This window comes from Bacillus sp. JJ1503, from assembly GCF_036965125.1.
GTDB lineage: Bacteria > Bacillota > Bacilli > Bacillales > Cytobacillaceae > Cytobacillus.
Genome location: NZ_JBALOZ010000507.1, coordinates 1 through 1,939 on the forward strand (window position 1 = coordinate 1; position 1,939 = coordinate 1,939).

Sequence of the window (1,939 nt, forward strand, 5' to 3'; positions counted from 1 at the left end):
GCCATCTGTAAGGAAATTATTAGAAATCATAAAGGAGAAATTTGGGCAGTAAGTGAAATAAATAAAGGCACCTCTATATACTTTACACTTCCGAAAATAAAAATTACTGAAGATGATCTACTATTTAACTAGTAATTAAATGGATAGACACTAGAAGGTATTGTTGCTTTTATGGAACTTTTCTCCAATCAGAACGTATAAACTGTTGGAATTACATATAAAAGTTTCGAGGTGGTTGAAAATGAATAATGGAAATGCAATCTTTGTGAAAAATCTATCGAAAAGATATGGTTCTTATCATGCAGTAAAGGACGTTAATTTTGAAATAAAAAATGGCGAGTTATTTTGCTTTTTAGGTCCTAACGGAGCGGGTAAGACAACAACGATTAAAATGATGACGGGTTTACTTGAGCCTGGAAGCGGACAGGTTGAAATAACGGGGACAGATATATGGAAATCTCCGCTTGAAGCAAAAAGGAAAATGGCGTATATTCCCGATCAACCCATTCTATATCCGAAATTATCCGGCAGAGAGTTTTTAAGATTTATAGGTAGTGTGTTTGAAATAAAGCAGGATGAATTTGAAGAAAGAATGGAAAAATACCTTTCATTGTTCGAATTATCTGGAAGAGCAGATGAGCTAATAGAATCGTATTCACATGGAATGAAACAAAAAATCAATTTATGTGGGGCTTTGATTCACCAGCCTGAAGTCTTATTCCTGGATGAACCAACTGTAGGTCTTGACCCAAAAGGGGCAAAAACATTAAAGAATCTCTTGCAGTCATTATGCCGGCAGGGAATGACTGTGTTTATGTCAACACATATTTTAGAAATCGCTGAACAAATGTGTGACAGAGTCGGAATCATCAAAAATGGAGAAATCATTGCTATTGGGACGATGGAAGAATTAAGGCAAAGGGAAGGCAAGACCGATACTTCATTAGAGGATTTATTCTTAGAATTAACTGGGGATTCAGATGTAAGACAATTGATAACTGAGCTTTCGGATGATGAAGAGAAGGTGGAGAAATGACAAAAAGACTCATCCTATTATTCTGGCAAATGGGGAAAAATCAATTTCGAACGGCTCCAGACAGTACGAAAATTGCTGCTGTCTTTGCTGCAATCGGCGCAATTTTTGTCACTGTCCTATTAAGTATCGCGATAGGTGCAATGGCCTTGACGCTGCCTAAAGATTTTTTTGATCCTACATTTGCATATGCCTTTTCTGGTCTCATTGCTTTTAACATTTTGTTTGGAGTTCCACAGGTTTTTAAAAATTTATATGGAACAAATGATTTATCATTATTATTTACTTTGCCGATCAAAACACGAAGCATCTATTGGGTCAAGTTTTTGCAAAGCTTTATTGGTGTTCCTGGATTTCTTTGGTTATTTTCGATTATTCTCTTAACTGTTTTTGGCATTGCCAGTAAGTCTAGTATTGTATTTTTTCCAATGGCTTACATAACCTCACTTCTTTTCACATTGATTGGGATGAGCATTGCTTATATGATGAATTTAGTTTTAATTCAAGTGATTCCTGTTCATAGAGCAAAGGAATTAATGACAGTAATGAGTGCCTTAGCCGGTATTATTGTATATGTTCTGTTTCAGCTTCCTAATATATTGATGAAAAATAATCCAAATGGACAAGAAATGACACAAATCCCACAGATGCCGAAATGGCTGCCAATGGAATGGGGAGGAACGGTTCTTACTGAAGCATCATCTGGGTCTTTTAGCTTTTTTCTCCCGTTTCTGATGACTTTCATTTTTGCTGCACTTATGCTCTTCATTACTTCATTACTAGTTGAAAAAGGGTTTAGAACTGGCTGGATAAAAATGAACGAAGGAAATCGCCCAAAGAAAAAACGCAAAGGCAAAAAAGCAAGTGCTAAGATTTATCATCCAATTATGATGATAGGAATTAAAG

2 protein-coding genes and 1 pseudogene are annotated in these 1,939 nt (G+C 35.7%); all 3 read left to right on the top strand.

Annotation, left to right across the window (positions count from 1 at the left end; translation table 11 throughout):
- Nucleotides 1-132 (top strand): annotated as a pseudogene (locus tag V7149_RS25980) (ATP-binding protein); the annotation flags it as partial.
- 109 nt (nucleotides 133-241) lie between these two features.
- Nucleotides 242-1,036, top strand: coding sequence for an ABC transporter ATP-binding protein (locus tag V7149_RS25985; protein ID WP_335348440.1), 795 nt, complete (start codon nucleotides 242-244; stop codon nucleotides 1,034-1,036).
- Nucleotides 1,033-1,939: putative ABC transporter permease subunit (locus V7149_RS25990; RefSeq protein WP_335348441.1), on the top strand; the 907-nt coding region annotated here is incomplete at its 3' end. The genes V7149_RS25985 and V7149_RS25990, both read left to right, overlap by 4 nt.

Excerpts from the sequence above, each read along its gene's own strand:
- V7149_RS25985 (WP_335348440.1), top strand. The coding sequence starts at position 242 with ATGAATAATGGAAATGCAATCTTTGTGAAAAATCTATCGAAAAGATAT.